The sequence below is a fragment of the Halomonas sp. DQ26W genome (genome assembly GCF_003339685.1).
Taxonomy (GTDB): Bacteria; Pseudomonadota; Gammaproteobacteria; order Pseudomonadales; family Halomonadaceae; genus Halomonas.
The window spans coordinates 39,845-65,078 of the sequence record NZ_QPKI01000013.1; the positions used below are offsets into that span (position 1 = coordinate 39,845).

Genomic DNA, 25,234 nt, shown 5'->3' on the forward strand with positions numbered 1-25,234 from the left:
CCAGTGTCCGGAGCGTGCCATGCAACCCTTGGGCCTCAGGCGGCCGGTACGGAGGGGCGCGGCACCAGCTCCTGATCGCGGCTGATCCAGATCGCCAAGACGATAGCCGGCAGTCCCAGTGCCGTGGCGATCACGAAGAAGGTGGCATAACCCTCCGCGGCCACGACCAGGCCGCCAAAACCGCTCAGGAACTTGCCCGGCAGGGTCATCAGCGACGAGAACAGTGCGTACTGGGTCGCCGTATAGGCCCTGGATGTCAGGCTCGACAGGAAGGCGATGAATACCGCACTGGCAAGGCCATTGGCCAGGTTGTCGCCGACGATGGCCATGACCAGCATCGGCAGGCTCTGGCCGGCCAGCGCCAGAGCGGCAAACAGTAGATTGGTCAGTGTCGCGGCGGCCGCGCCAAGTACCAGTATCGGCCCAATGCCATAGCGTGCCACCAGCAGCCCGCCCAGGATGCCGCCGCTGATGCTCATGGCGATACCGAAGACGTTGGTCACATTGGCAATGGTGGCCAGCGAGAATCCCAGGTCGATGTAGAGAGGGTTGGCCATGGAGGCCATGGCCAGGTCGCTGATTCGAAATACCGCAACGAACACCAGCAGCCAGAGTGCCTTGAGCCGGTGGCGGGAGATAAAGTCGGTGAAGGGACACACTACCGCACCGATCAACCAGGCACCCAGGCGGCGCAGATGGCGGGGCTGGCCACGGCTGGCGCGAATGAATGCGCGTACCCGGGGTTCATGAATCAACTGCGTCGTCAGTGACAGCCGTTCCGGCTCGGGGCGCACCAGCACCGTGATCACGCCGATCCCCACCAGGGCGGCCATGGTCAGGTAGGCGGCTTCCCAGGAGATCCATGACGCCACGTAGAGAGCGCCGGCACCGGCGGCCAACAGGCCGCCGCGATAGCCGATGATGTAGGTCGACGCCATGGCTGCCTGGATATCGTCCGGGGCGGACTCGATGCGGAAGGCATCGATGGCGATGTCCTGAGTGGCCGAGCCGAAGGCGACCAGCAGGGCAAACGCGGCCACCAGCATCAGGTTCTGATTGGGATCGAGGCTGGACAGCCCGATGAGGCCAGCGGCTATCATGGCCTGAGCCAGCAGCATCCAGCCGCGGCGTTGGCCGAACCTGCGAGTCAGCACGGGCAGCGCCAGGCGGTCGACAATGGGTGCCCAGAAGAACTTGATGGAGTACAGGATCCCGATCCAGGAAAAGAAACCGATGGCTGCGACCTCCACTCCATCACTGCGCAACCAGGCGGAAAGGGTCGAGAACACCAGCAGGAAGGGCAGCCCTGCGGAGAAGCCCAGAAACAGCATGGTGATGACGGGTGCGCGAAGATAGATGGCCAGGGCGGAACGCCAGCTGCGGCGGGCGATAGGGGTGGACATCGGTATGCCGCTCCTTGTGGCTCGGTGGCTTTGGGGCCGCCCGATGACGGTCAATAATGATAGAATGGCCGCCGCTCGGCGGGGCGAGCGGTATGCAACGGCCGTCCGATTGTTGCAGAGCCCCGGCAGCGATACCAGCAGGATATCCCGATCAGGAGCCCTTCATGAGCGATTCCGAACGCCCACCGGTCGATGTCGACGATGACCTGCCGCGCTGGTACGTCATCCAGTGCAAGGGGGGGGAGTCTTTTCGTGCTGCCGAACATCTGGGCAACCAGGACTACGACCTTTTTCACCCGGTGCTGGAGGTGCAGAAGAAGCGTGGCGGCAAGCTGGTATGGTTGAACGAACCGCTGTTTCCTCACTACATCTTCATTCGCCTGGATCGCGTTGCCAGCAACTGGCGCCCGATTCGTTCCACCCGAGGGGTGCTGAGGATCGTCACCTTCGGTGACAAGCCGCTGCCGGTGGACGATGCCTTGATCGAGACGCTTCGCGAGAAGGGAGTCGAGGACCAGAACACCACCGCCAATGTCTATTTTCGTGCCGGGGAGACCGTCGAGATCACCGAAGGCCCCTTCAAGGATCTGCAAGCGGTCTTCGCCAGCCACAAGGGTGAAGAGCGTGCCATCGTACTGCTCAACCTGCTGAACCGTCAGCAACGGCTGGTATTGCCCGTGGCCCAGTTGCGCCCCCAGGGCTGAATGTGCAGAGCCTGCGGGTAGCCGATCGACAAGCCCGGAGAGCCTAATCTGATACCTGAAGGAGAAAGCCATGACAATCGCCCCGCAACGGGTCGTGACGCTGCACTATGTGCTGAATGACGAGCAGGGCGCCGTACTCGATGACTCCCGTGCCCGCTCGGCACCGCTCGAGTACCTGCATGGTCATGACAACATCATGGCCGGGTTGGAGCGCGCCCTGGAAGGGCGGCAGGAGGGCGCTGAGCTGACAGTGACCCTGGCGCCCGGCGACGCCTATGGGTTGCGTAATGAGGCGCTGGTGCAGGAGGTGAGCCGTGCCGCCTTTCCCATGGCCGACCTGACCCCAGGCATGCGGTTTCAGACGCCGGGTGATGACGGACCCCAGATCGTGACCATTCTGGACGTTCATGGCGAGACGGTGAGAATCGATACCAACCATCCGTTGGCCGGACGCACCCTGCATTACCGGCTTGAGGTTCTCTCGGTACGCGAGGCGAATCGCGCCGAACTGGTCAAGGGGCATCCCCTGTCTGCGGATGTCGCCGCCTCCCAGGTCGAGGATCGCAAAGTTCCCTGAGTCCTAAAGGTCATAAAATCTGACTTGCATCAAATTCGGGATCACGTCGGAGGCCGGGTGATTACAAAATTGATACAGGTCAGTTTTCTCCCGGCGGCGTCGCGCTACAGTGCATTCAACGCATCGGAGACGGGGAGACAACACCATGTACTGGGATGACGCAGTAATTTTCGGGCTGGTCACCGTCGCAATGATGATCGCATTCATGGCAGGTTGGGTCGGCTTCGTGATTCGCGACCATCGTCGCAAGAAGAAGCACTGAGTCAAGCTGCACAGCAAGTCGTCAGGGGAGGGGGGATTTTATCCCCCCGGTAGCCGGCCCGTTAGGGTCGGCATTTTTTTGGTTCTACGCAGACTGGCGTGAAGAGGCCTCAGGCCTCCCGGCGGGGTTGCCAGTGCCAGCGACCATCGCCAACGCCGTGGCCACCGCTTCTGCCGCTACGCCGACGACAGGTAGGTGTATGTCACCAGAGAGCTGGCTCCCGTCCTGCGGGGCTGGGTCAGCTAATTCAGCCTCGTCGACGTGAAGCGCCCACTGGAAGCCCTGGATCAATGGGTACGTCGCCGGTTTCGCGATTTGATCTGGCGGCAGTGGAAACGCCCACGAACCCGGCGTTGCAAGCTCATGGCGTTGGGTCTGGACGCCCAGCATGCTTGGAAGTCAGCGGGAAACGGACGGGGCCCCTGGTGGAATGCAGGCGCCTTGCATATGCGCCACGCACTGCCTAACCGCTGGTTCGCTCAGCGTGGGCTGGTCTCGGTACTAAATACGCTATGAGGACTTAGTCGTTCTTCGTGAACCGCCGTGGTACGGAACCGTATGCCCGGTGATGTGGGAGGGCGCCGGGGGCAACCCCGGCCCCTACCCGACTGTGATAAACGCTGGCAGAATGGCGTAATAAAAAGAAACCAGTGTTCAACACCGCAGGACGGAAGCAGCCCATGTCATCCCCTTCATCTCTCTGGCGGCAGGATTGATACTCGGTATGCTGCTGTCGACCACCGTTGTCGTGGCCAGTCCCGGCCAGCTTGTAGTAATGATCAACGAGCAATCCACCAGTGATCGCGCCAGGCGGTCATCACCCGTTCTGGATACCAGGTCTTGCCAAGACTGCCATTATAGCGGGCCAGGGCCCTGGTCAGGTCGCCGCGCTCCACGGCAAGGTAATGGGCGAGGATGGTGCTGCCGTAGCGCAGATTGAGCCAGGGGTCCTTGAGCTCATCTGCCGGTCGGCCGAGTTCGCGAATCCAGAAGGGCATGATTTGCATCAGACCCACGGCACCTGCCGATGAGACGGCATCGGCACGAAAGGCGCTCTCCACCTGGATCACCGCGAGTAAGATTTCCGGCGATAGGCCCGCCAGGCGGGACTCGTGATAGATGCGCCCCAGCATCTCCCTCCGCTGCCCTGCGTCAGAGATGTAGCGGGCCAAGCGTGGCTCCATCTCGTTCATCCATTGGCGCGCCGCCCAAACCGACTCGGCCGGCAGTTGTGCCGTAGTGACCGCGCCGAGGGTTGCCCGCAGCGAAGGGGGGGGGCTCGGCAGCACCTGAACGCGGGGCTCTGTCATCCGGGTGCTCTCCGGCAGATCGTTCGCCGAAAACGTGTTTGTCGACAGAGCGCCGAGAAAGCCTGCTTCCTCGGCGTCCAGCCCGTCATTCGCAAGAACGTCGCCGTTCGGCAAAGGCAGGCCGATCAACCCGGCCATCAGCCAGGTGGCGAGCGGTGGCATCGGCCTAGCCTTCGATCCGATTGCGCAAGAAAGCGAGGATCCGGTCCGCCGGTACCATGGTCGCTTCGCTGTCGCGCCGCCCCTTGTACTCCAGCTCGCCGTTGTCCAGGCCCCGGTCGCCCACCACCAGGCGGTGGGGGATGCCGGTCAGCTCCTGGTCGGCGAATTTCACGCCCGGGCGAAGGTCGCGATCGTCCAGCAGCACGTCGAAGCCGGCGGCGGTGAGTTCGGCATAGAGACGCTCGGACTCCTCGCGAACCCGCTGCGACTTGTGGGCGTTCATCGGCACCAGGGTGATGTGGAAGGGGGCGATGGCGTCGGGCCAGATGATGCCGTTCTCGTCGTGATTCTGTTCGATGGCGGCGGCCACTACGCGGGTCACGCCGATGCCGTAGCAGCCCATCCAGGGGTGGGCGGCGCGGCCAGAGTCGTCGAGCACCGTGGCGTTCATGGCTTCGGAGTACTTCTTGCCCAGCTGGAAGACGTGGCCCACTTCGATGCCGCGCTTGATGGCGAGCGTGCCGCGGCCATCCGGCGAAGGGTCGCCCTCGACCACGTTGCGCAGGTCGGCCACGTGGGGCAGGGGCGCATCACGCTCCCAGTTGATGCCGAAGTAGTGCTTGCCATCGACGTTGGCGCCGGCGCCGAAGTCACTCATCAGTGCCACGCTGCGGTCGATGATGATCGGCATGTCGAGCTTCACCGGGCCCAGCGAGCCCGGGCCGGCACCCACCGCGGTGCGGATCTCTTCTTCCGTGGCCATGGTCAGCGGCTCGGCCACCTCGGGCAGGTTGACCGCCTTGATCTCGTTGAGCTCGTGGTCGCCACGCACCAGCAGGGCAATCAGCCCGCCCTCCGCGGCACGCACCATCAGCGTCTTGATGGTCTTCTCGATGGGCAGGCCGTGCTGCTCCACCAGGGCGGCGATGGTCTTGGCGTTGGGCGTGTCGACCAGTCGCAGCGCTTCACTCGGCGCGGCGCGCTCGGGATTGGAGCCCAGCGGCGCCGGCAGGGCTTCGGCCTTCTCGATATTGGCGGCGTAGTCGGACTCGTTGGAGAAGACGATGGCATCCTCGCCGGAATCGGCCAGTACATGGAACTCGTGGGAATCGGTGCCGCCGATGGCGCCGGTGTCGGCCAGAACCGGGCGGAAGTCCAGACCCAGGCGGGTGAAGATGCGCACATAGGCATCGTACATCGCCTGGTAGGTCTCCTTCAGGGAGGCCTGGTCGATATGGAAGGAGTAGGCATCCTTCATGATGAACTCACGAGAGCGCATCACCCCGAAACGCGGGCGGATCTCGTCGCGAAACTTGGTCTGGATCTGGTAGAAGTTGGCCGGCAACTGCTTGTAGCTCGCCAGCTCGCGGCGCATCAGATCGGTGATCACCTCTTCATGGGTGGGGCCGACGCAGTAGTCGCGCTCATGGCGGTCCTTCAGGCGCAGCAGCTCGGGGCCGTACTGTTCCCAGCGGCCGGACTCCTGCCACAGCTCGGCGGGCTGCACCGCAGGCATCAGCACCTCCTGGGCACCGGCGCGGTCCATCTCCTCACGCACGATACGCTCCACCTTGCGCAGCGTGCGCAGCCCGACCGGCAGCCAGGTATACAGGCCGGAAGTGAGACGGCGGATCATGCCGGCACGCAGCATCAGCTGGTGGCTGATCACTTCGGCGTCGGCGGGTGTTTCCTTCAGGGTGGCGATCAACAGTTGGGTGGCGCGCATGGGTCCGGCGTTTCCTTCCAGCATGGTCTTGGCATGAGTCGGCGTGCCGCGACGAGCGGCGTTCGGGGCATTGTACGGGCAACGGGGAATGGCGGCAAAAGCGCATGATCTTTATGGAAGCCATCTTGCCATGCTTGGTCACTCGGGGCTGATCCGTCGACAGGCCTACGAGGAGGCGCTGTGAACCCATCCCTGGGCGCTACATTTGCCCTGCTTCGCTCTCGCATCCTGCTTCGCTTGCAGGACCGGGGCTGGCCATCCATGGCCAGCCCGTTCGGAGCAGTGCTCCTCACCCCTGGCAAATGACCTCCTCTTCGGCCTGCTCCCGGCGCCCGTCGTTCGCATGTCGCCATGCTCGCCGTTATCTGAGCGACTTCAGCCAGAACACCATCGGCTTGTCGGTCTCCTCGGGCTCGCCGACGTCCTTCCAGTGGAAGGTGGTGGCGATCTCGGCCATGGGTGTCTCCGTGAAAATGCTAAACGCTTGTATGAAGAACGGCTATGGTAGACTCGCTCCGATTCTGCCTCTCGGTGCCCCGTCCGGCAATGCCACGGTATCGATGACATCCCTATCCGGAGATCCTGCCATGAGCCCAGCCATGAAGCCCAGGCTTCGTCATACCCTGAACGGTCTGGTTGTCGGTATCACCATCGCGGCGCTGGCAGGCTGCGGCACACTTTTTCACCCCGAACGCAAGGGCCAGATGGACGGGCGCATCGACCCCGTGGTGGCCGTGGCCAATGGCGTGGGCCTGTTGTTCTTTATCTTGCCTGGGGTGATTGCCTACGCCGTGGATTTCTCCAACGGCACCATTTATCTGCCCGGGACCCAGACCACCGGTGTGGATACGATGCCGCTCGATGCGAACATGGATGTCGCCGCACTGGAAGAGCTGCTTTCCGAAAAAAGTGGCAAAACGATCAGTCTCGACGACGTGCTTCTCATTGTCGAGGAAGTCGACTCTCTCGATGAGGCCCTGGCACTGGTACGCATGGCGGGTATCGATGACAGCGAGCGCCTGGCGACCATGTAACGGACCGTCTTGTGTCTAATCAGCGTCAAGCATGAAAGCGTCACTTACGTGACAGCCGGAAAAGGTTATTTTGCAATTTAATAGCCCTTAATGGCTATAGGAATGCATTATTGAACTTTTGGGCTATTACAGCTCAGCGAGCCAACTCGCGCATGGCATTTTCCAGCCCCTCTAGCGTCATCGGGTGCATGCGGTCATCGATAAGCTGGCGGATCAACTGCGTGGAGTGGGTGTACTCCCAGGCCCGGATCGGCATGGGGTTGAGCCAGGCCAGGCGCGGAAACTTGGCGGCCAGGCGTTGGAGCCATACACCGCCGGCCTCGTCGTTGAAGTGTTCGACGCTGCCGCCCGGGTGGGTCACTTCGTAGGGCGACATGGCAGCATCACCGACGATCACCACCTGATAGTCACTACCGTAGGTGTGCAGCACGTCCATGGTGGGGATACGCTCGCTGGTGCGGCGATGGTTGTTGCGCCAAATACCTTCATACAAGCAGTTGTGGAAGTAGTAGTGCTCCAGGTGCTTGAACTCTGAACGGGCGGCGGAGAACAGCTCTTCGCAGACACGGATGTGATCGTCCATGGAGCCACCTACGTCGAGGAACAGCAGCACCTTTACCGCATTGTGGCGCTCCGGGCGCATGCGCACATTGAGCAGGCCGGCATCGCGAGCGGTCTCGCGAATGGTGGCATCGACATCGAACTCTTCCGCAGCCCCCTGGCGGGCGAACTTGCGCAGCCGGCGCAGCGCCATCTTGATATTGCGCGTACCCAGCTCGAGGGAGTCGTCGTAGTCGCGAAAGCGGCGTTCATCCCACACCTTGATCGCCCGGCGATGGCGTGAGCCCTCCTGGCCGATGCGAATGCCCTCGGGGTTGTAGCCGTAGGCCCCGAAGGGACTGGTGCCGCCGGTGCCGATCCACTTGTTGCCCCCGGCGTGGCGCCCCTTCTGCTCATCGAGGCGCTTCTTGAAGGTCTCGATCAGCTTTTCCAACCCGCCCAGCGACTCGATCTGGGCCTTTTCTTGCTCGCTCAGCTGCTTCTCGAATTCGCGACGCAGCCAGTCCTCTGGAATCAGCGCTTCAATGGCGGCGTCGAGGTTCTCCAGGCCGTCGAACCAGGCGGCAAAGGCACGATCGAAGCGATCGAAGTGTCGCTCGTCCTTGACCATCACGGTACGCGCCACCTGGTAGAAGGCCTCCATGTCGGCGAATACAACGCCGTGCTCGACCACTGCATGCAGGTCGAGCAGTTCGCGCATCGATACCGGCACGCCGGCACGCTTCAGGCTCTCGAACAGGCCGATAAACATGCGTCAGCGCCTCTGGTTGCCTTGGCGGCGCAGCATGAACGCCAGCCGCTCCAGCAGTTGGGTGTCCTGCTCATTCTTGATCAGCGCGCCGGCCAGCGGTGGGATCGCCTTCACCGGGTCGCGGTTGTAGAGTGCCTCGAGGGCCAGATCATCGGCCATCAGCAACTTCAACCAGTCGACCAGCTCCGAGGTGGAGGGTTTCTTCTTCAGCCCCGGGGCCTGGCGCAGGTCGAAGAACACCTCCAGGGCCTCGCCCACCAGCTTCGGCGCGACATCGGGGAAGTGCACGTTGACGATCTGCTGCATGGTCTCGCGGTCGGGAAACTCGATGTAGTGGAAAAAGCAGCGGCGCAGGAAAGCGTCGGGCAGCTCCTTCTCGTTGTTAGAGGTGATGACGATGATCGGTCGGTGGTGGGCGGCGATGGTCTCTCCGGTCTCATAGACATGGAATTCCATGCGATCCAACTCCTGGAGCAGGTCGTTGGGGAATTCAATATCGGCCTTGTCGATCTCGTCGATCAGCAAGACTACCCGTTCGTCGGCGGTGAAGGCCTCCCACAGCTTGCCGGGCTTGATGTAGTTGGCGACGTTCTCCACGCCCTCGACGCCGAGCTGCGAATCGCGCAGACGGCTTACCGCGTCGTACTCATACAGGCCTTGGGCCGCCTTGGTGCTGGACTTGATGTGCCAGGTGATCAGCCGTGTACCCAGTGATGCCGCCAGCTCCTCGGCCAGCAGGGTCTTGCCGGTGCCCGGCTCGCCCTTGATCAGCAGCGGACGCTGAAGGGTCACGGCGGCGTTCACCGCCTGCTTGAGGGCATCGGTGGCCACATAGGTGGAAGTAGAATCAAACGCCATGGGGTCGTGCCTCGGCTGGTTTATCTGGGAAGTCGTCGATGGAAGCAATCAAACAAGTGTACGGAAGGGTGGGGTGGGGGACAAATGCCGAGTGAAGAAGAGGCAGACGTATCACGACTTGTGGCGATAGGCCTCTACCAGCGTTGCCGGGTCGTGTTCGGCATGACCGTGGCTTGCGTGGATGCGCATCAATTGTGCGGCGAGGCCGCTCATGGGCGTGGCGCTGCCGGCACGCTGGCTCTGGGCCACGGCCATGTCCAGATCCTTGAGCAGGGTGCGCAGGTGCCAGGCCGGATTATCGAAATTGCTGGCCGCCATGCGCGGGGTGAGAATCTGGAACGGCCTGGAATCGGCGAAGCCGCCGGCCAGTGCTTGTGACAGACGATTGGCGTCCACGCCGCTGGATTCGGCCAGTGCCACCATTTCGGCAATCACCGCAGCTTGACAGCCGACGATCATCTGGTTGCATACCTTGGTGACCTGGCCTGCGCCCACCGGTCCCATGTGAGTGACCTGCGCCGAGAGCGGGGCGAGCAGGGAACGCACGGCTTCGACGTCTTCTTCCGAGCCGCCGCACATGATCGCCAGGCTGCCCGCCTTGGCGCCCGCCACCCCGCCGGAGACAGGCGCATCAATCCAGCGTATGCCGCACCTATCGTCAAGCCGCTTGGCATAGTCTTGCGTCGCGGCCGGGTCGCTACTGGAGAGATCTACCAGTCGCTGGGAGGCATGACCATGGGCCGCCACGCCACCTTCGCCGAATACCACTTCCTCTACCACGGCGGTGTTTGCCAGGCACAGCATCACCACGTCAACGCCTTCCACCAGCTCGCCGATGGAGTCTGCTACCCTGGCGCCGGCATCGCGCAGGGCATCGGCCTTCCCCTGGGTGCGGTTCCATACCGTGACGGCAAAACCCGCGTCCAGCAGGCGGCGGGTCATGGGGTCGCCCATCAGGCCAATACCGATGAAGCCTAGGCGGAGCTGCGTCATGTCGTTCTCTCCAGTGAGCGGGGCAGGGAGGCTTTGCCCCTGTCGTTTGCAGCATAAGTCTGCATAGATTCACATATAGTCTGCATAATTTTCAGCATAAGCCTGCATAGCCTACCTTTCCTAGTTGTAGGGTTCCGGATGATCAAATGAGCCATAGGAGTTATATCTTCTCCTGACAGCGAGAGAGCGTCTAGGAGTGGCCTGTGTAGTGGCATAGTCTAAGTGCAACTCCTGGTAGCTCTCTTGAAGATGAACGAGATCTTGATTTCCTGCTCAACACCCACTTCGCCGGCCGGGTGGTGCGCTAGGACCTGACCCAGCGGGTCAAGGAAGGCGCCAACGTGCCGGTCTACGTGCTGAAATACCTGCACGGCATGTACTGCGCCACCGACGACCAAGATGTGATCGATGAGGGCCTGAAGAACGTCAAGACGATACTGCCGACAACTATGTGCGCCCCGACGAAGCCGAGAAGGTGAAGTCGCTGGTCCGCGAGCTCGACGCCGAGGTGTAGTGGCACCCGCTGGCCCCGTTCCCCGACGCCATGATCGACGCCGCCTTCTTCGATCGCTTCCACGCCTACATCCCGGGCTGGGAGATCCCCAAGATGCGGCCGTCGTTCTTCACCCAGCGCTACGGCTTCATCGTCGACTACCTGGCCGAGTTCTTCCTCGAGATCCGCAAGCGCAGCTTCGCCGATGCCATCGACAAGTACTTCTGCCTGGGCGACAACCTCAACCAGCGTGACGTCATCGCTGTACGCAAGACCGTGTCCGGACTGCTCAAGCTACTCTACCCGCACGGCGAGCACGCAAAGGAGGACGTGCGTCAGTGCCTGGAGTACGCCCTGCAGGTGCGTCGTCGGGTAAAGGAAAAGTGCTGTGCAATGATGGAGCAGGAGAAAGTGAGTGTGTGCCCAGTTGGTGCAGCAGGGTTGCTATAAGGAAACATGCGGCGTGATAGGTTACTGTCTCCATATTATATCATGTTGATATAACAACAAATAACAACAGATTGGCATTTATTTTGTATAGTAACAGGTGGCTAGGCAGTGCGGGTTGATAGCCGTAACCGATTTCAACGTCGCCACCGGGAAGGCGATATACAGAGTGAGCTGGCGTGCTCCACTTGGCCCCTTCGGGGGCTTTTTTATGGTTCTACGCAGACTGGCGTGAAGAGGCCGCAGGCCTCCCGGCGGGGTTGCCAGTGCCAGCGACCATCGCCAACGCCGTGGCCTCCGCCAAGGCGCCTGACGGCGCCAGTCGCGATGCGGAGCAGCGCTCCAACAATGATTCTCTCCACCAACGCGAACCGCACCGCTGTAGGAGGAAGCTTCAGCTCACGACTGGAGGCCGCAGGCCTCCCGGCGGTGTTGGAAACGTTACGGTTATCGCCGTGGCGGCGGCCTCCTCCAAGGCGCCTCTCGGCGCCTCTCGGCGCCTCTCGGCGCCTCTCGGCGCCAGTCGCGATGCGGAGCAGCGCTCCAACAATGATTCTCTCCACCAACGCGAACCGCACCGCTGTAGGAGGAAGCTTCAGCTCACGACTGGAGGCCGCAGGCCTCCCGGCGGCGTTGGAAACGTTACGGTTCTCGCCGTGGCGGCGGCCTCCTCCAAGGCGCCTCTCGGCGCCAGTCGCGCTGCAGAGTCGGGGCGCCGAACCGAGCGCTCCAACAAGGAGCGCCTGCGTCGCTATCGCCGAGGCGTCCTTCCACAATGCAGTCTGTGCAGAGCAGGTTCACGCCAAAGTGTGAAGAACCTTTTTTTTCATTGAACATTTTTTCGCATTGAATATTTATTGTCATCGAACTGACACATTCCATGCCAGCATGCGGCAAGGTAATGAGACCTTGGTCGATCATGGCTCCCTCAAGCTTTCAACCGCTGCCGGCCAAACTGCAGTTCTGCCAGGTGGCGGTAGTGCGGGCTCTGCTCGAGCAATTCGGTGCGTCGTCCGGCGGCCACCAGTCGTCCCCGGGCGCTGTCGCTGGCCGCCGGAGAGCTGCACGCCGCCGGGCCCGAGTTCGATGTCGAAGGCTAGGGGCAAATCCTCCACAAAGGTGAGGGCATTGGCGTCGCGAGCGGCCTCTCGCATCTCGTCGAGCTCCCCGACCTGAAGGCCAGCGATTCCTAAGGCGATCAGGCGCAGCTTGCCGCAGATTTTCAGGGAGTGGTTGATGGCAGAGGAAGCGTCGAGTCAGTTCATCCCTGCCGCTCCTTGAGCTGTTCCCGTAGCCCGTTGGGGACTTTCTTGATGATCAACCGGTCCTGGGTTTCGTCATATTCGATGCTGGAACCGAGCAAATGCGAGTCGAAGCTGATCGAGACGCCGTTGGAACGGCCGGTGAAGCGGCGAAACTGGCTTAGGGTGCGCTTGTCGGGGGGGATCTCGGGCGATAGTCCGTAGTCGGCGTTGCGGATATGGTCGAAGAAGGCTTTTGGCTGCTGCTCATCGAGCAGTTCCGAGAGCACTTCCAGGGTCATGGGCTCGCCGCTACGCACCTGCTCGTTGGCGTAGTCGAGAAGCACGCCGGTCTTCTGCCGGCTCTGCTCTTCGGCTAAGTCCTCCTGCTCCACATAGTCGCTGAACGCCTTGAGCAGGGTGCGTGTCTCGCCGGTGGTGTCGAGGCCCTCCGTGACACCGAGCAGTTTTGCAAAGCCTTCGGCCAGCTTCTTGCCACCGCGGTCCCGTGTCCACGAGAGATACTGCCGCGAGGGGGCGTCGCTGCGCCACTGGCTGAGGTTGATTCGCGCCGCCAGGCTCATCTGGGCCAGATTGAGCTGTGCTGCCGGTACCACGCTGTGGCCGTTATCGATAGCGTAGCCCTCGCGGTGATGAAGCAGGGCCAGGCTCAGGTAGCGGGTGTCGCCATGCTGATAATCGACGAACAGCAGGTGTCCGGAGATCGAAAGATGTGCATCGAGCAGTTCGGCGATGCGCTGTGCCACGCCACGGGTGAAGGCAGTGAAGTCGCTATGGCCATCCAGGTAATTCGCCAATTCTCGTGGGAATTGCAGGTCCTGCGTTTCCACAGCATCTTGATGGGCCACGAAATGCCCCCAGGCCTTGGGCTTGGCATGGTAGGCATCGTTGAAGCCGGGCAGAAGATCTTCCAGGAAGTCCGATGTCGCAGGTTCGGCAGGCGCCAGCTGTAAAGTGACCGGCTGATCGCCGGATGCCTTGGCGATGCGGTGGATGATGCTGTGCAGTATCGGCATGGCGTGTCCGGGCAGAAAGGGCGGTAAGCGATGATACCCGCCACGGGGCTGAGTTCAACCCGGCGACTGGTTCTGCAGGGACAGTCCGGACACTTTTTGCGAAGCCGCTCGGCGCTGGTGGCGGCGGTTGGCGAGGCGGATCAGGGCTTGAGTCGATAGCCGGTCTTGAATATCCAGTTGACCACGGCCAGTGAGACGCCCAGGAAGGCCATGATCATGAATACGCTGGCCCAGATGCTGACATCACCAGTGCCATAGAAACTCCAGCGAAAGCCGCTGACCAGGTAGACCACCGGGTTGAGCAGCGTTACGGTCTGCCAGAAGGGGGGCAGCATGTCGATGGAGTAAAAGGTACCACCGAGGAAGGTCAGCGGCGTGACGACCAGCAGCGGCACGAGCTGAAGCTTCTCGAAGCCATCGGCCCAAATGCCTATGATGAATCCGAGCAGGCTGAAGGTGAGGGCGGTGAGTACCAGGAACAGTAGCATGACCAGCGGGTACTGAATCGTGAAGGGGACGAACAGGCGCGCAGTACCGAGGACGATCAGGCCCAGTATCATCGACTTGGTGGCCGCCGCACCGACGAAGCCCAGCACGATCTCCAGATAGGAGATGGGGGCAGAGAGGATTTCGTAGATCGAGCCCGAGAAACGTGGAAAGAAGATGCCGAACGAGGCGGTCGAGACGCTCTGGGTCAACAGCATCAGCATGATCAGCCCGGGCACGATGAAGGCGCCGTAACTCACGCCATCCACTTCACTGATGCGCGAACCAATGGCGGCACCAAAGACCACGAAGTAGAGCGAGGTGGACACCACCGGCGAGACGATGCTCTGCAGCACGGTGCGCAAGCTTCGTGCCATCTCGGCCAGGTAGATGGTCTTGACGGACTGCAGGTTCATGTTTTCTCCCTGACCAGGTTGACGAAGATTTCCTCGAGGGAACTCTGCCGGGTATGGAGATCCTTCACCCGAATACCGGTCGCCTCCAGGTCGGCGAGCAGGCCGGCGATACCAGTACCTTGCTCCTGCCGTGTCACGTCATAGGTGTAGACCAGTGCATGGCCCTCTTCCGTTAGTGCCAGGTCGTGGCCGGCCAGGGCCGCGGGAACCTGCTCCAGTGCATGGTCCAGGTGTAGTGTCAGCTCCTTGCGGCCCAACTGGCGCATCAGCGCCGCTTTCTCTTTCACCAACACCAGCTCCCCGCGCAGGATCACCCCGATGCGGTCGGCCATCTCCTCGGCTTCCTCGATATAGTGGGTGGTCAGGATGATGGTCACCCCCTGGTCGCGCAACTGGCGTACCACCTCCCACATCTCACGGCGCAGCTCCACGTCGACACCGGCGGTTGGCTCGTCGAGAAACAGCACCTTGGGCTCATGGGCCAGTGCCTTGGCGATCAGCACCCGGCGCTTCATGCCGCCGGAGAGTGTCAGCAGGCGGTTGTTGCGTTTTTCCCACAGGGTCAGGGCGCGAAGAACGTTTTCGATGTGTGCAGGGTTCTTGGGCTTGCCGAACAGGCCGCGACTAAAACTCACCGTATCCCATACCGTGGTGAAAGCCTCGTTGGTCAGCTCCTGCGGCACCAGGCCGATCATGGCTCGTGCCTGGCGGTAGTCGGCCACGGTGTCATGGCCATCGACCTTGACACGGCCGCTGCTGGCCCGCGCAAGCCCGCAGATCACGCTGATCAAGGTGGTCTTGCCTGCGCCATTGGGACCGAGCAAGGCGAAGATCTCGCCGCGCTGGATCTCCAGGCTGACGTTCTTCAACGCCTGGAAACCGCCCTCGAAGACCTTGTCGAGCTGCTCCACCTGGATCATCGGGGAACAGCCGGGGTCAGTTCGTTCATGGGCCGCGGAATCTTCCGGTGTGGCTGTGGGCGGGTGAGTGAACGTTAATGTCATGGGTCGTCCCTGTTTCCGTTAGGCTTTGACCGAAAACTGTCTGCGCTTGCCCATACTGCGTTAAAAATCAGCTCAAAATACTGATTTACACTCCGTCTTTGTATTCGCGACAGCCCTGTCGCTCGCTCTTCGAGCAGCGGAGCTGCCTTGCGACCCACAAGGATGTGGGAAGGGCATTGGCCCGTAGAGAGCGGGCCTAGCCCTGGCTTTCACTTGCCGACTTATCAGACGAAGCCTAGGAGCCTGTCGGACTTAACGCTGATCTACTGCGAGAACCGGTCTTGCGGCCAATTTCATTCGATCTGATTCGTTAAATAGCGGGCTATTCGCCTCATCAGATCGATAAACTTGTCTCGAAATCCAAATCTCTCGTGACGATCGGTCAAATCCGACAGGCTCCTAGGGAAACTGCACAAATCCTGCGCGAGCGAATCGCTGTGTTGCGCGGTGCTGGAACGCCAGATACCACTCGGCACAGGGTGAGTGACGAGAAAAGCCGCCGTGACGGGCACGTGCGGCTTCTCCCTGTCCCAGTGCGGGTTCAGCTGCGGCTGGTGATTTCCAGCAGATGGTAGCCGAACTGGGTCTTCACCGGGCCGTGAACCTTGTTCAGTTCGCCGGAGAAGACGACTTCGTCGAACTCACGAACCATCTGGCCTGGCCCAAAGCTACCTAGATCGCCGCCCTGGGCGCCGGAGGGGCAAGAGGAGTTCTCTTTCGCCACCTCGGCAAAATCGCGGCCAGCTTCGATCTCGGCCTTGAGAGCCTCACACTTATCTTCGCTGCTTACCAGTATATGACGCGCGGTTGCTCTGGCCATGTCGCTCTCTCCAAAATTGGCATGTTGCCGATGAAAGGAGGGTCAATCCTACCATGTCGACAAGCCAGCAGGCGCTAACGGTGTAGCGGTTTTTCCAGCGGCTTCACTCCCCGATTCCGAACCTCAGCCGAAGTGCCTGAAGCCCGTCGAGTTCGCCCCGTATCTCGTCCGAAAAAAATCGGGTAGCCGATGACCCGTATGTTCAGCATGGCATCGGCTCCGCGGTAATTCACGGTGGCCGAAATCCTGGCGTCCGAGGTGACCGGCGCCAGCGGGTCATATTGGATGCGTTCCACCTCCATTGCAGTGAGACCGCGGTTGTCGATCTGCTGTCCGAAAAAGACCGCAAGCGTAGGACACGACTAGGCCTGGTAGGCGGTCAGGTCGACAATAGCGGCGGCATCGCGCAGTGGGATCAGCACCTGATAGGCGGGGGAGGCGTACCAGCCGTGGATCGATTCCAGGTCGGGGAAAGAGAGTACGACAAGGTTATCATGCTGCAGCTGGCCCGCCAGCACGGCGGCCTGTCTGCCACGCAGCATAAGTTCGCCGCCCCAGGGCGTGATGGTGGCTGGCACCCCGGCGACATACTGTGCCCACTTTTCGGCATCCTTGATGGTGATGCTGCCCACGACATAGGCTCTGCTCATTTCTCGACTCCCTCTGGACTGATTTCGCCATGCTGGCTAACTCGTCAACCTTATCACCCGTACCGGATGATGGTATTCGCATGGCTCACCAAAGCTTGATGGGCGCGCACTCTGTGTCAGACTTGATACCGAAGCGCCAGCAGGCGCTGGCAGGACGTTTTGGCATCCGCAGCATTCCCACCCTGAACGTATTCCGTGGCGGACAGGAAGTGGCGCGGCAACCAGGCTAGTTGCAAGGGCCACAACTCCCTCAATGGCTACTGCCGTATCTGCTGACCTGATCGCTGTTGGACAACAAAGCGCATGGCGAAGGCTTTTCCGGTTACCCTGAGGAAAGACACACACAATGGCGTGTACGCCCGAAGCCCGCTGTGCAAAGCGGGGCAGCCGGACACCGGCAAGGAGGGAGCATGGGGCAATGGGGGGCGATCACACTGAGTACCATTCTGGCCGCCGGGCTCTGGTCGGTACCGGCCATGGCGGAGCGCCTGGAAGGTGAGCTAGATGGTACGGAGCGTGAATGGTTCGTCCAGAGTCAGCAAGAGGATTTCAGCGCCACCTTCACCGATATCGGCGGGGGTGATTTCCGTATCGACATCGTTGGTTTCATCGACCCGGATGGGAGGAGGAGCCGGGACTCACTCTCCATCAGCATGGCGCTCGAGGGCGGTGAAGTGATCCATTACGACGTACTCAACCTGATCGGCACCTCGGTCATGCCGCCAGTCTATACTTCGGAAGGAGCCGACGTTCGGCTGACCCTGGACACCTTCTCGGTAGAGGGTAGTGTCGCGCGGGTAGCTGGCAGCGTGAAGGGCACACTGGCTTTGCAGGATGCCCTGGGCGAGGAGCCGAACCTGGAAGAGGGCATCGATATCGACGTGGCGTTCGATGTTACCGCCGCCCGAATCGAGTATTAAGCGCTTTCTGATAATCATCGCCTTGCCCGTCTCACCAAGCTGTTGTCCCGCTGGCCGCTTGGATGGCGGTTTCAGAGCTGGCGACACTGGCTGAGCTGCCGATACTAGCCGCTCCTCCAACCTCGCTGCCGCAGGCGTGGGGGCGGCATGTCGGTGGGCTCACGTTTCCCGTTCCTGGCGGGTCGCCCGTAATAGCACGCGATCCATGGCCCGTGTCGTCAGGATACGTTTCAGAGCTGCGAACAGGTGAGTCGGCACCGTGATGCCATAACGGGCTCGGGGGCGTCGGCTCTCCAGGGCATGGATCAACTTGCGAATCACCGCATCAGCTTCGAGGGTGAACGGCGCCGACGGCCCTTCACCGGCCAGGTGAGCCTCCAGGGCGCAGTAGGTGACGGCATGATAGCTCGTCGCGGCATCGATGTTGTCACGAAAGGCGCGGTAGGCATTCTCGCGAAAGCGGCTGGCGATGGGGCCTGGTTCGAGCAGGCTGACGTGGATGCCGGTTCCGTAGAGCTCCTGGCGTAGGGTGTCGGTCAAGCCTTCGAGGGCGAATTTCGAGCATACGTAGGCGCCGCGATAGGGCAGGGCGGTAAAGCCTAGTACCGAGCTGTTCTGCACGATACGTCCGGCGCCCTGCTCCCTCATCACCGGGATGATGCGGGTGGTAAGCTCATGGGTGCCGAGCAGGTTGGTTTCCAACTGTTCACGAAGTACCGAGCGTGAAAGATCCTCTACCGCCCCCGGCTGGCCATAGGCACCATTGTTGAACAGCGCATCGAGACGCCCGTTGGTTCGTCGCAGGACCTCATCGACAGCTGCTGCAATCGAGTTGCTTGAGGCCAGGTCCAACAGCAGCGCCTCGAAACCCTCTTCAAGCAGTCGAGTAACGTCTTGATCCCGTCTTACGGTGGCGAAGACCCGCCAACCTTTCTGGGTCAGGGCCTGGGCGGCGGCGTGGCCGATGCCGCTGGAACAGCCGGTGATGAGGATGCTCGGCGGTGCTGAGGCCATCGTGTCTGCCATGTACGTTTTCCTTGCACGAACCAGTGAGATACGACGACAGCGTATACCATGAAGAAGACCCGGCCTCGATTCGTTGGATATCAATCTCGGGCTGGCTTGTGCGGAATGGCGATGGGCGGACAGGAGGCTGGCCATGAAGCGAAACCATATCCTGCGTATGAGCACGCTGCTTGGACTGCTCCTGATGTTTCTCTAGTTGACGCTGGCCAATCGCCTATTGGCCAGCGTGGAGGACAGTCAGGCCGCCTGATGCTGTGCGTCGCCGAAATGGCGATGCAGCCAGGCATTGATGGCATCGGACTCGTAGAGCCACTCGTCAGGGCCATCTTCCGTGGCGATGCGCAGGCAAGGTACCTTGACCCGTCCGCCGCCGGCTTCCAATGCCTGGCGATGTTCCGGGTCGTTGCGTGCGTCGCGAAGCTCGATATTAAGACCCAGCCGGGCGATCTCCTTGCGCACCTTGATGCAGAAGGGGCAGCTTTGGAACTGGTAAAGCGCCAATCGAGCGCAAGCGGCGTCCACCTCGGCCTGTGCTTCGGGGGAACGCGATATCGCAGTCGGCGTGCTCAGTTTCTCGGAGGCCAGCAGGATCGGCGATAGCACCAGGCGCACGCCGCGAAAGAAGTAGCGAATCAAGATTTTCATGGGGTGTAGGGGTGGTCTCGGTCGTGAATGAATGTGTTCGGGCTGCCCATGATGCCGTTCTATGCGCCGGGATGCCATGGTCAGCCGATTTCGATGTCAAGCTGGTCGATGAGCTTGTCGCGCCGAGAGAGCGCTTCGGCTGCGCCGTCGCCGCCCACCGTGGCGCATGCATTGACCAGGCACTCCGCTGCACCGAGGAACGTGACCATGCTGTTGGAAATGAAGCTCGACTCATGGGGCGCCAGGATGGCGATCTCCGAGTGGCGAACGAGGGGGGAGCTCGAATAGTCGGTCACAACGATGGTGCGAATCCCGATGTCGTGTGCCGCTCGACATACGTCGATCACATGGCGCGTATAGGGCTTGCAGCTGGCGGTGATCAACACATCGCCCGCCGCCATCGAGGCGAGACCCTCGGCCACTCCAACACTGTCATTGCTGAGCAGGCCCACGTCCGAGCGGATCATGCCCAGCCCATAGGCCAGAAAGCTGGCGAAGGCGTGAAACTGGCGCATGCCATGGAGGCGTACCCGTCGGGCACCCATCACCGTGGTCGCGAATGCCCCAAGATCCTCGTTGGTCAACCCGTCCATGAAGCGTTCGATATTGAGCTGATGCTCCCCGCATAGCTGCCTGGCCTGTGTCTGCAGATCCTGCTTGTCGGCTGCCAGCGCCGCGGTGGCGTGTTGGCGATAGAAGGATCGGGCGGGGGTCAGGCTGGAGCTCAACAGCAGGCTCTGCAATTCGCCGAAGCGCTCGTAGCCCAATGCCCGGGCCAGCCGCGAGATGGTCGACGGATTGACGTTCAGGCGGCGGGCCAGGGAGGAAATCGACAGCAGTGACTGGTCGCCTCGCAGTTCTATCAGCTGTGACAGCACCTCACGGGCGCGGGGGCCAAGGCGGAGGCCGGTTTCGCCGCGAGAGATTGCGATGGACAGGGCACGCAGCTCCTCGAGGGTACGAGGCGCCTGACCTTCATTGTTCGAAGAGTGAGCTGTCGGTGCCATGAAGTGGTCTGCATCTCCCCGGGGTGTGAACTTCCCATTGAATGCCATCATTAAGCAGGCGAAAGATACCCGTCGCAAGGGTGTTCTCGTGATCCGGGTCGTCCGCTTCGCGCCGGTAGATCGGTAGGCCCTTGCCGCCCGTGTCCATCAGGATGGCGAGGGGGTCGCGCTCGCCGGCGGCGATCAGCTCGCTCCCTCGCGATTGGCGGTCGTGGGAGGAGCGCGTGACAATCTGGTGCGTGTGGCGCCAATCGTGATGGAGCGCATGGTTGGCATGGATCGCAACCGAGTCCACGTGGCGATGCGATACTTGGCCGGCACCCACCTCGATCGAGCGCAGCCGCGGATCACCGCGCTGAGCCAGGGTGAAGTGAAAGCCACCGCTGGCCGGAGCTTGCCGCAGAAGATCGTGGATCTCGTCCAGCGAGGTCAGCGAGAGCATTGCCCGGCCCAGCACCATTCGCGGCACACCGGGCGGGACCCGTTTCAATCGCAGGTTGTTCACCGTTTGAACGATGCCTGCCGCCGTCAGTGCGAAGGTATGCCCCGGGATGGAGCCGGGATAGCAGAAGGCCAGAAAAGCGGGGGCCTCATCGGGCTTGACGCTGGCAAGAAAGCTGTCGCCATCGAAGAAGGGCAGGCCATCCTCGTTGTGGGCAATGCAGGGTTCGGGGCCTGGAATCATTACGGTAGTGCAGCCATCCGGGCTGTTGGCGAGCAGGTCACCCCGGCAGTTCCAGGCAAATACCGCCTGAAAGGGCAGCTCCAGGCCCTGGGCGAGCCCACGGATTTCCTCGACCACGGCGGGATGATGGCGGCAGCTATGTTCGAGCAGGCGGGCTACCCGTCCATGATGTCGCTCACTGGTGACCTCACGCCAGATACCGCTTTCAACCAGCTTGTCGTGTACCGCGCGGTGGCCGTGTCGACCCAGAGCCTGGCCGGTCCGGAAAGGATCGCCACTGACCGACACCCGCTGCAGACCCTCGGTATCCATGGCCCTGGAGAAGTCAATGGACATGGCGCAGGAAGTCCTTCAGCCGAGGGTTACTGTCACTTGAGAGGATTTCTTGGGGGTGACCATCCACCGCGATCTTACCGTTCTCCATGAAGATCAGCCGTGAGCCGACCTGCTTGGCAAACGACATTTCATGGGTTACTACCACCATGGTCATGCCTTCCTCAGCCAGGTCACGCATGACATTCAACACCTCCTGCTTGAGCTCCGGGTCGAGCGCTGAGGTGGGTTCGTCGAACAGCATCACCTTGGGTTTGACGGCCAGCGCCCGGGCGATAGCGACACGCTGCTGCTGCCCGCCGGAGAGCTCGTTGGGAAAATGGTCGGCACGATCCTTGAGCCCGACCTTGTCGAGCAGAGCCAACGCCTGAGCCCTGGCCTCGCGTGTGGACTGCCCGCGTACATGCTTGGGTCCGAAGGCGACGTTATCCAGCGCCGTCAGCTGAGGAAAGAGGTTGAACTGCTGGAATACCATGCCAGCCTCCTGACGAATCTCGCGCAGCTTGGCATAGCCAGCCAGTACGCTGATCTCGTCTACCAGCAAGTCGCCGCCGGTGATCATCTCCAGGCCATTGATGCAACGCAGCAGAGTCGATTTTCCTGAACCGGAAGGCCCGATCAATACGACCACTTCGCCCTGGTCGATATTGAGGTCGACCTCGTCGAGTACCTTGAGCGCACCGAAATGCTTGGAGACGTTCTTGAACTCGATGATGCTCATAGGATCTTCATCCTTCTCTCGATGTAACGCAGCATCAGGGTGAGGGTGCCGGTCATGATCAGGTACATGACCGCGATGGCACTCCATATCTCCACGGCACGGAAATTGGCCGCCATGATCTCCTGGCCGGTCCGGGTCAGCTCACTGACGCCGATCACGATGAACAGCGACGTGTCCTTCAGGCTGATGATGAACTGGTTGCCCAGTGGGGGGATCAGCCGGCGGAATGCCAGCGGCCCGACGATATGCACCAATACCTTCCAGCGCGGCAGGCCCAGCGCCAGGCCGGCTTCGGCAAGCCCACGGCTGATCGATTGCAGTGAGCCTCGGACAATCTCGGCAATATAGGCGCCGGCATTGATGATGATGGCGATCATTGCCGCCGTCAGGGGGTCGATGCGAATACTGGCCAGTACGGGCAAGGCGAAGTAGAGGAACATCACCTGCACCACGATGGGCGTTCCGCGAATCACCTCGATGTAGATCATTGCCGTGTAGTTGAGTAGCCAGTTGCCGTAGGTTCGCATGAGGCCGGCGATACCGCCGACCACCATGCCACCGACCAGCCCGACCAGGGTGATGAAAAGCGTCATCTTGGCACCATTCAGCAACTGCGGCATGAAGGTGGCGATGACCGACCAATCTGTATTCATCGTGTACCTCGGTTTTCGTCAGGGTGTCGTGAGGAAGGGCAGTGGCCTGTCTCACTCGCCCGGGCGTGTACCGAACCACTTCTCATAGATCTCGTCATAACGGCCATCGTCACGCATGGCCGCAAGCGATGCGTTAACGTCCTCGACCAGTTCGCTGCCCTTGGGAAAGCCGATGCCGTACTCGTGGGCCATCATCTGCTCGCCAACAGCCTTGACCTGGCCATCGCCGGCGGTAGCGATGTAATAGAGCACGTTGGGGGTATCGTGCATGGCGGCGTCGACACGGTCCGAACGTAGTTCCAGATAGGCGTTGTCGATATTGGGCAGCAGGCGCAGTTCGGTTTCGCTGAAGTGCTCCTGGGCATAGTCGGCGGCGGAAGTACCCATGCGTAGGGCAATTCTCTTGCCGGCCAGGTCCGCGGTGGTCTCTATCTCACTGTCTATCGGGACCATCAGAGTGAAACCGCTATCGTAGTAGCCGTCGGAGAAGTCGATGACCTCGGCACGGTCCTCACGGATGGTGATGCCGGCTAGGGCGACATCGACCTGATTGGTCTGCAGGGCCGGGATGATTCCCGAGAAATCCATGGGGCGCAGCTCGTAGTCCCAGCCATTGTCCTGGGCGATGGCGTCCCACATATCGATGTCGAAGCCAACGTATTCCCCATCCTGCATGAATTCGAAGGGTACGAAGGCGGTATCGGTGGCAACGATCAATTTGTCCGCTGTGGCGGCAGAAGCGACGGCCAGGGAGAGGCCGAGGGCGGACCAGGTAATTAATTGCTTCATGATGTATTCCTCTTGTCATTGTTGTGCAATGTCATGGTTGTGCGGTGCAGAAATGCCATTTACAGCATCCTGCAAATATATTTGCCTAAATTTTACTAATGAGCAATATTTTTGCGTAAAAAAATGTTTCAGTCAGCGTCGCATCGGTTCGCCATGCGCAAATGCAGTGCTGCTGAAACAGGCTGGCCTGATATACGTTGAAGTAGCGGCGGGCAATTTCGTCCATGGCTGTCCATACTGGGATGCGTGGGTCGCGCTTGCGCAGGCACGCTCCCTGGCCTTTGCTGAAAGGCGTTTGACGATTTATAACAAGACATTGCAACCATAAACGTTGCAGAGAGGTATTTGCCATGCACGATCCTTTTGTTACTCCCACTGGACCGAGACGATACGGCCAAGCCAGTCACTTGTTGGCGGCGGGCCTGCTGGTGTTTGCTCTCTCCGGCTTGGCTATCGCTCAGCAGGAGGAGGAGGCGACAGATGCTGAAGCGGCTCAGCAGGCCGACGAGGTGGCCGACGCGACCGCAGGCAGGGTCTCTGATGCGAACGCTGACGCCGAAGCCTCGGACGACCGGGCGACGGACGAGCCGGCCATGGACGGGCAAGAAGCCGATGATCTGTCGGCCCAGTTGCAAGAGCGCGAGGCCCAGTTGCGCCAGGCCCAGCGCGAGCTGAGCGCACTGCGTGCGCGTCTGCCTCAGGAAGAGGGTGGTGATCTCGACCTCGACTCGGCCATCAATTCGGCGCGCCTGACGGCCGAGGCCATACGCTCGGCGCGCAGTGAGCTACTCCGGGCCGGCGGTAGCGACGCGGGACTGGAAGAGAACATCGACCAGCTCATCGAGGAGCTGGAGCGAGACCAGGCCTTGGTCGCACGGGGTCGCGGCGATACGCTATACGAGGTTCGGCGTGGGGATACCCTGGCCGGCATCGCTGGGCGCTATTATGGCAACAGCAACCGCTGGGAGGAGATTCATCAAGCCAACGCCCATGTGCTGCGCAATCCGGATCTGGTCTGGCCTGGCCTGACGCTCGTATTGCCCCGCTGAGCACAAAGGCAGTCATCAAGAGCACGGTTCAGCTGTCGGTATGGCCGACGGCCGAGGGAGGAGGGACATGAATGGTCTGCGAAAGCCAACCCCGGCGCAGGGGCGCGCCGGGCTTGTGGTCGGCACTTGCCTGCTGTTCCTGGCGGCCTGTGGTGGCAATGATGGCGCGGTGGAAGTGACGCTATCCGTGCTGGCGGCAAACCCGGCGTCCCATGATGGCGCCACGGTTGCCACCGAGGGCGTCGTGCGTCACTTTGAAAAGCCCCTGCACTATTGGGTCGAGGATCAGGACCTCAACCGCGTCGAAATCTTCCCCCATGAGGAGATCGCGCCGCATCTGGGCGAACGCGTGCGTGTCGTCGGCCATTTCGAGTATTCAACGACGGAAGGACGCCGGCTGACACTGGAACATGTCGAGCCGTTGAGCGCGCCGGAGTGAGCGGATAAGGAATGCGTGACATGCAAGGGACG

Annotated in this window: 28 protein-coding genes and 1 pseudogene; 10 read left to right on the forward strand and 19 right to left on the reverse strand. The window is 61.4% G+C overall.

Translation table 11 applies throughout. From position 1 onward, the window contains the following. Positions 1 to 35: 35 nt before the first annotated feature. Positions 36 to 1,403, reverse strand: coding sequence for an AmpG family muropeptide MFS transporter (locus DU490_RS08730; protein WP_114573932.1), 1,368 nt, complete (start codon positions 1,401 to 1,403; stop codon positions 36 to 38). A gap of 164 nt (positions 1,404 to 1,567) precedes the next feature. Between DU490_RS08730 and rfaH the strand changes: the two genes are divergently transcribed. The 4 genes and pseudogenes from rfaH to DU490_RS08745 all read left to right on the forward strand — a co-directional run. Next, entirely contained in the window at positions 1,568 to 2,107 is a 540-nt protein-coding gene (rfaH, locus tag DU490_RS08735; RefSeq protein ID WP_114573933.1) for a transcription/translation regulatory transformer protein RfaH, read from the forward strand. 70 nt (positions 2,108 to 2,177) lie between these two features. Then, on the forward strand, positions 2,178 to 2,684 hold the full coding sequence (locus DU490_RS08740) for a peptidylprolyl isomerase (protein ID WP_114573934.1): 507 nt from the start codon (positions 2,178 to 2,180) through the stop codon (positions 2,682 to 2,684). Positions 2,685 to 2,829: 145 nt separating this feature from the next. Beyond that, the gene (ccoM, locus tag DU490_RS17565) at positions 2,830 to 2,946 is read left to right on the forward strand and encodes a cytochrome c oxidase subunit CcoM (protein WP_305038517.1); all 117 of its coding nucleotides are present in this window, start codon (positions 2,830 to 2,832) and stop codon (positions 2,944 to 2,946) included. A gap of 258 nt (positions 2,947 to 3,204) precedes the next feature. Beyond that, positions 3,205 to 3,462: pseudogene (locus tag DU490_RS08745) on the forward strand (maturase); the annotation flags it as partial. A 263-nt stretch (positions 3,463 to 3,725) separates the two neighbouring features. Here DU490_RS08745 and DU490_RS08750 read toward each other — a convergent pair. Continuing rightward, entirely contained in the window at positions 3,726 to 4,418 is a 693-nt protein-coding gene (locus tag DU490_RS08750) for a lytic transglycosylase domain-containing protein (protein ID WP_404872841.1), read from the reverse strand. A 4-nt stretch (positions 4,419 to 4,422) separates the two neighbouring features. Further along, positions 4,423 to 6,144: a proline--tRNA ligase gene (locus tag DU490_RS08755; RefSeq protein WP_114573935.1), complete on the reverse strand. Its 1,722-nt coding sequence runs from the start codon at positions 6,142 to 6,144 to the stop codon at positions 4,423 to 4,425. Positions 6,145 to 6,743: 599 nt separating this feature from the next. Between DU490_RS08755 and DU490_RS08765 the strand changes: the two genes are divergently transcribed. Continuing rightward, the gene (locus DU490_RS08765; RefSeq protein WP_114573970.1) at positions 6,744 to 7,178 is read left to right on the forward strand and encodes a hypothetical protein; all 435 of its coding nucleotides are present in this window, start codon (positions 6,744 to 6,746) and stop codon (positions 7,176 to 7,178) included. A 133-nt stretch (positions 7,179 to 7,311) separates the two neighbouring features. Here the strand turns inward: DU490_RS08765 and DU490_RS08770 are convergent, their stop codons facing one another. The 3 genes from DU490_RS08770 to DU490_RS08780 form a co-directional block, all read right to left on the reverse strand. Then, complete coding sequence (locus DU490_RS08770) at positions 7,312 to 8,490, reverse strand: VWA domain-containing protein (RefSeq protein WP_114573936.1); 1,179 nt, start codon at positions 8,488 to 8,490, stop codon at positions 7,312 to 7,314. 3 nt (positions 8,491 to 8,493) lie between these two features. Further along, positions 8,494 to 9,348, reverse strand: coding sequence for a MoxR family ATPase (locus tag DU490_RS08775; RefSeq protein WP_114573937.1), 855 nt, complete (start codon positions 9,346 to 9,348; stop codon positions 8,494 to 8,496). A gap of 111 nt (positions 9,349 to 9,459) precedes the next feature. Next, positions 9,460 to 10,341: an NAD(P)-dependent oxidoreductase gene (locus DU490_RS08780; protein WP_114573938.1), complete on the reverse strand. Its 882-nt coding sequence runs from the start codon at positions 10,339 to 10,341 to the stop codon at positions 9,460 to 9,462. Between the two features lie 353 nt (positions 10,342 to 10,694). Between DU490_RS08780 and DU490_RS17570 the strand changes: the two genes are divergently transcribed. Together DU490_RS17570 and DU490_RS17575 are read left to right on the forward strand one after the other, a co-directional pair. After that, positions 10,695 to 10,820, forward strand: a complete 126-nt coding sequence (locus DU490_RS17570; RefSeq protein WP_309485735.1) for a hypothetical protein — start codon at positions 10,695 to 10,697, stop codon at positions 10,818 to 10,820. 65 nt (positions 10,821 to 10,885) lie between these two features. Next, entirely contained in the window at positions 10,886 to 11,284 is a 399-nt protein-coding gene (locus DU490_RS17575) for a BREX system Lon protease-like protein BrxL (RefSeq protein ID WP_309485734.1), read from the forward strand. A gap of 1,258 nt (positions 11,285 to 12,542) precedes the next feature. On the opposite strand, the gene yejK is transcribed toward DU490_RS17575, so the two are convergent. The 5 genes from yejK to DU490_RS08820 all read right to left on the reverse strand — a co-directional run bounded on the left by yejK (position 12,543) and on the right by DU490_RS08820 (position 16,935). Further along, positions 12,543 to 13,559 (reverse strand): nucleoid-associated protein YejK, encoded by a 1,017-nt coding sequence (gene yejK / locus DU490_RS08800; RefSeq protein WP_114573939.1) that lies wholly within the window; start codon positions 13,557 to 13,559, stop codon positions 12,543 to 12,545. 140 nt (positions 13,560 to 13,699) lie between these two features. Further along, positions 13,700 to 14,461, reverse strand: a complete 762-nt coding sequence (locus DU490_RS08805; RefSeq protein WP_114573940.1) for an ABC transporter permease — start codon at positions 14,459 to 14,461, stop codon at positions 13,700 to 13,702. Beyond that, positions 14,458 to 15,381 (reverse strand): ABC transporter ATP-binding protein, encoded by a 924-nt coding sequence (locus DU490_RS08810; protein ID WP_114573941.1) that lies wholly within the window; start codon positions 15,379 to 15,381, stop codon positions 14,458 to 14,460. Before DU490_RS08810 ends, DU490_RS08805 begins: the two co-directional genes overlap by 4 nt. A 625-nt stretch (positions 15,382 to 16,006) precedes the next feature. Further along, entirely contained in the window at positions 16,007 to 16,285 is a 279-nt protein-coding gene (locus tag DU490_RS08815; RefSeq protein ID WP_114573942.1) for a peptidylprolyl isomerase, read from the reverse strand. A gap of 362 nt (positions 16,286 to 16,647) precedes the next feature. Beyond that, complete coding sequence (locus DU490_RS08820) at positions 16,648 to 16,935, reverse strand: DUF1330 domain-containing protein (protein ID WP_114573943.1); 288 nt, start codon at positions 16,933 to 16,935, stop codon at positions 16,648 to 16,650. A gap of 410 nt (positions 16,936 to 17,345) precedes the next feature. Here DU490_RS08820 and DU490_RS08830 point away from each other — a divergent pair, with 410 nt between their 5' ends. Then, complete coding sequence (locus DU490_RS08830; protein WP_114573944.1) at positions 17,346 to 17,855, forward strand: hypothetical protein; 510 nt, start codon at positions 17,346 to 17,348, stop codon at positions 17,853 to 17,855. Positions 17,856 to 18,014: 159 nt separating this feature from the next. Here DU490_RS08830 and DU490_RS08835 read toward each other — a convergent pair whose 3' ends face one another. The 8 genes from DU490_RS08835 to DU490_RS16985 form a co-directional block, all read right to left on the reverse strand. Next, entirely contained in the window at positions 18,015 to 18,881 is an 867-nt protein-coding gene (locus DU490_RS08835) for an SDR family oxidoreductase (protein ID WP_114573945.1), read from the reverse strand. A gap of 237 nt (positions 18,882 to 19,118) precedes the next feature. Beyond that, positions 19,119 to 19,526 carry a glutaredoxin gene (locus DU490_RS08840; RefSeq protein ID WP_114573946.1) on the reverse strand — a complete coding sequence of 136 codons (408 nt, stop codon included), beginning with the start codon at positions 19,524 to 19,526 and terminating at the stop codon, positions 19,119 to 19,121. 80 nt (positions 19,527 to 19,606) lie between these two features. Continuing rightward, entirely contained in the window at positions 19,607 to 20,533 is a 927-nt protein-coding gene (locus DU490_RS08845) for a MurR/RpiR family transcriptional regulator (protein WP_258801533.1), read from the reverse strand. Continuing rightward, entirely contained in the window at positions 20,502 to 21,554 is a 1,053-nt protein-coding gene (locus DU490_RS08850; protein ID WP_258801535.1) for a C45 family peptidase, read from the reverse strand. Before DU490_RS08850 ends, DU490_RS08845 begins: the two co-directional genes overlap by 32 nt. Next, a complete protein-coding gene (gene glnQ / locus DU490_RS08855) occupies positions 21,544 to 22,266 on the reverse strand; it encodes a glutamine ABC transporter ATP-binding protein GlnQ (RefSeq protein ID WP_408941346.1) in 723 nt (240 codons plus the stop codon). The genes DU490_RS08850 and glnQ overlap by 11 nt, the downstream gene beginning before the upstream one ends. A gap of 2 nt (positions 22,267 to 22,268) precedes the next feature. After that, positions 22,269 to 22,925 (reverse strand): glutamine ABC transporter permease GlnP, encoded by a 657-nt coding sequence (glnP, locus tag DU490_RS08860; protein WP_114573948.1) that lies wholly within the window; start codon positions 22,923 to 22,925, stop codon positions 22,269 to 22,271. Between the two features lie 51 nt (positions 22,926 to 22,976). Further along, positions 22,977 to 23,714: a glutamine ABC transporter substrate-binding protein GlnH gene (gene glnH / locus DU490_RS08865; RefSeq protein ID WP_114573949.1), complete on the reverse strand. Its 738-nt coding sequence runs from the start codon at positions 23,712 to 23,714 to the stop codon at positions 22,977 to 22,979. Between the two features lie 85 nt (positions 23,715 to 23,799). Then, positions 23,800 to 24,066, reverse strand: a complete 267-nt coding sequence (locus DU490_RS16985) for a hypothetical protein (protein ID WP_147270452.1) — start codon at positions 24,064 to 24,066, stop codon at positions 23,800 to 23,802. Between DU490_RS16985 and DU490_RS08870 the strand changes: the two genes are divergently transcribed. Together DU490_RS08870 and DU490_RS08875 are read left to right on the forward strand one after the other, a co-directional pair. Further along, positions 24,065 to 24,763 carry a LysM peptidoglycan-binding domain-containing protein gene (locus DU490_RS08870; RefSeq protein ID WP_114573950.1) on the forward strand — a complete coding sequence of 233 codons (699 nt, stop codon included), beginning with the start codon at positions 24,065 to 24,067 and terminating at the stop codon, positions 24,761 to 24,763. The genes DU490_RS16985 and DU490_RS08870 overlap by 2 nt on opposite strands. A 67-nt stretch (positions 24,764 to 24,830) precedes the next feature. Beyond that, positions 24,831 to 25,202 carry a hypothetical protein gene (locus DU490_RS08875; protein ID WP_114573951.1) on the forward strand — a complete coding sequence of 124 codons (372 nt, stop codon included), beginning with the start codon at positions 24,831 to 24,833 and terminating at the stop codon, positions 25,200 to 25,202. The last annotated feature ends 32 nt before the right edge of the window (positions 25,203 to 25,234 follow it).

Coding starts and splice junctions, on each gene's coding strand:
- DU490_RS08730 (WP_114573932.1), bottom strand. CDS start 1,403: ATGTCCACCCCTATCGCCCGCCGCAGCTGGCGTTCCGCCCTGGCCATC.
- rfaH (WP_114573933.1), top strand. CDS start 1,568: ATGAGCGATTCCGAACGCCCACCGGTCGATGTCGACGATGACCTGCCG.
- DU490_RS08740 (WP_114573934.1), top strand. CDS start 2,178: ATGACAATCGCCCCGCAACGGGTCGTGACGCTGCACTATGTGCTGAAT.
- ccoM (WP_305038517.1), top strand. CDS start 2,830: ATGTACTGGGATGACGCAGTAATTTTCGGGCTGGTCACCGTCGCAATG.
- DU490_RS08750 (WP_404872841.1), bottom strand. CDS start 4,418: ATGCCACCGCTCGCCACCTGGCTGATGGCCGGGTTGATCGGCCTGCCT.
- DU490_RS08755 (WP_114573935.1), bottom strand. CDS start 6,144: ATGCGCGCCACCCAACTGTTGATCGCCACCCTGAAGGAAACACCCGCC.
- DU490_RS08765 (WP_114573970.1), top strand. CDS start 6,744: ATGAAGCCCAGGCTTCGTCATACCCTGAACGGTCTGGTTGTCGGTATC.
- DU490_RS08770 (WP_114573936.1), bottom strand. CDS start 8,490: ATGTTTATCGGCCTGTTCGAGAGCCTGAAGCGTGCCGGCGTGCCGGTA.
- DU490_RS08775 (WP_114573937.1), bottom strand. CDS start 9,348: ATGGCGTTTGATTCTACTTCCACCTATGTGGCCACCGATGCCCTCAAG.
- DU490_RS08780 (WP_114573938.1), bottom strand. CDS start 10,341: ATGACGCAGCTCCGCCTAGGCTTCATCGGTATTGGCCTGATGGGCGAC.
- DU490_RS17575 (WP_309485734.1), top strand. CDS start 10,886: ATGATCGACGCCGCCTTCTTCGATCGCTTCCACGCCTACATCCCGGGC.
- yejK (WP_114573939.1), bottom strand. CDS start 13,559: ATGCCGATACTGCACAGCATCATCCACCGCATCGCCAAGGCATCCGGC.
- DU490_RS08805 (WP_114573940.1), bottom strand. CDS start 14,461: ATGAACCTGCAGTCCGTCAAGACCATCTACCTGGCCGAGATGGCACGA.
- DU490_RS08810 (WP_114573941.1), bottom strand. CDS start 15,381: ATGATCCAGGTGGAGCAGCTCGACAAGGTCTTCGAGGGCGGTTTCCAG.
- DU490_RS08815 (WP_114573942.1), bottom strand. CDS start 16,285: ATGGCCAGAGCAACCGCGCGTCATATACTGGTAAGCAGCGAAGATAAG.
- DU490_RS08820 (WP_114573943.1), bottom strand. CDS start 16,935: ATGAGCAGAGCCTATGTCGTGGGCAGCATCACCATCAAGGATGCCGAA.
- DU490_RS08830 (WP_114573944.1), top strand. CDS start 17,346: ATGGGGCAATGGGGGGCGATCACACTGAGTACCATTCTGGCCGCCGGG.
- DU490_RS08835 (WP_114573945.1), bottom strand. CDS start 18,881: ATGGCAGACACGATGGCCTCAGCACCGCCGAGCATCCTCATCACCGGC.
- DU490_RS08840 (WP_114573946.1), bottom strand. CDS start 19,526: ATGAAAATCTTGATTCGCTACTTCTTTCGCGGCGTGCGCCTGGTGCTA.
- DU490_RS08845 (WP_258801533.1), bottom strand. CDS start 20,533: ATGGCACCGACAGCTCACTCTTCGAACAATGAAGGTCAGGCGCCTCGT.
- DU490_RS08850 (WP_258801535.1), bottom strand. CDS start 21,554: ATGTCCATTGACTTCTCCAGGGCCATGGATACCGAGGGTCTGCAGCGG.
- glnP (WP_114573948.1), bottom strand. CDS start 22,925: ATGAATACAGATTGGTCGGTCATCGCCACCTTCATGCCGCAGTTGCTG.
- glnH (WP_114573949.1), bottom strand. CDS start 23,714: ATGAAGCAATTAATTACCTGGTCCGCCCTCGGCCTCTCCCTGGCCGTC.
- DU490_RS08870 (WP_114573950.1), top strand. CDS start 24,065: ATGCACGATCCTTTTGTTACTCCCACTGGACCGAGACGATACGGCCAA.
- DU490_RS16985 (WP_147270452.1), bottom strand. CDS start 24,066: ATGGCAAATACCTCTCTGCAACGTTTATGGTTGCAATGTCTTGTTATA.
- DU490_RS08875 (WP_114573951.1), top strand. CDS start 24,831: ATGAATGGTCTGCGAAAGCCAACCCCGGCGCAGGGGCGCGCCGGGCTT.